The sequence below is a fragment of the Aeromonas sp. LsrichE-8G genome (assembly GCF_022869435.1).
Taxonomy (GTDB): Bacteria; Pseudomonadota; Gammaproteobacteria; order Enterobacterales; family Aeromonadaceae; genus Aeromonas; species Aeromonas caviae.
Window position 1 is genome coordinate 1 of the sequence record NZ_JALIHH010000225.1, and the last position, 764, is coordinate 764.

General features: G+C 56.2%; 2 pseudogenes. Both read left to right on the forward strand.

From position 1 onward, the window contains the following. Positions 1-125 (forward strand): annotated as a pseudogene (locus MUW49_RS19605) (IS630 family transposase); the annotation flags it as partial. Between the two features lie 17 nt (positions 126-142). Further along, positions 143-637, forward strand: a pseudogene (locus MUW49_RS19610) (glutathione S-transferase family protein); the annotation flags it as partial. Between the last annotated feature and the right edge of the window lie 127 nt (positions 638-764).

The following is a 764-nucleotide window of genomic DNA, read 5'->3' on the forward strand; positions in this document are numbered from 1 at the left end:
CTAATCGCAGCTTCAAGGATTACGACGACATCCTTGATGCCTGCACATCGGCCTGGAAGCACTTTATTGCCGATGTGGAGCGGGTGATGTCACTTTGTAGCCGAGATTGGATAAAACTGACCTAATGTTTAATCCGATTGGTATCAAGCGCTTCCCGATGTTGCTGGATGATGGTCGCTGCATCCTCGAGAGCAGCACCATCGTCGCCCATCTGCAGGCGCACCATCCGGGCCCCGTCAGCCTGATCCCGCCTGGCGATGCGGGTCTGGAGGTGCATATGCTGGATCGCGTCTTCGACAACTATGTGATGACGCCGATGCAAAAAGTGGTGCTGGATGCAATGCGCCCGGCCGCTGATCGCGACCGCTATGGCGTAGTGGAGGCCCGCGAGCTGCTCAATCAGATCTACCCCTGGCTTGATCAGCGACTGGAAGGACGCCACTGGATTGCCGGCGCAGACTTTACGCTGGCCGATTGCGCCGCAGCCCCCTCGCTCTTCTACGCCGACTGGGCCCACGAGATCCCGGCTGGCTATGGCCGTCTGCGTGCCTATCGCGCCCGTCTGCTCAATCATCCCTCCATCGTGCGGGTGGTGGAGGAGGCGAGGCCATTTCGACACTCATGTACAGAACCTTAAGCGGCAAGCGAATTAATAATACCGTCTAACGTGTTGTTTTGCTTGGATTTTCTCTGCCTACTCTTTTTGCCGTTTTTGGATAAATACACCATTGCCCACTCCAACTTCTCTGTTATTTCCTGCCACG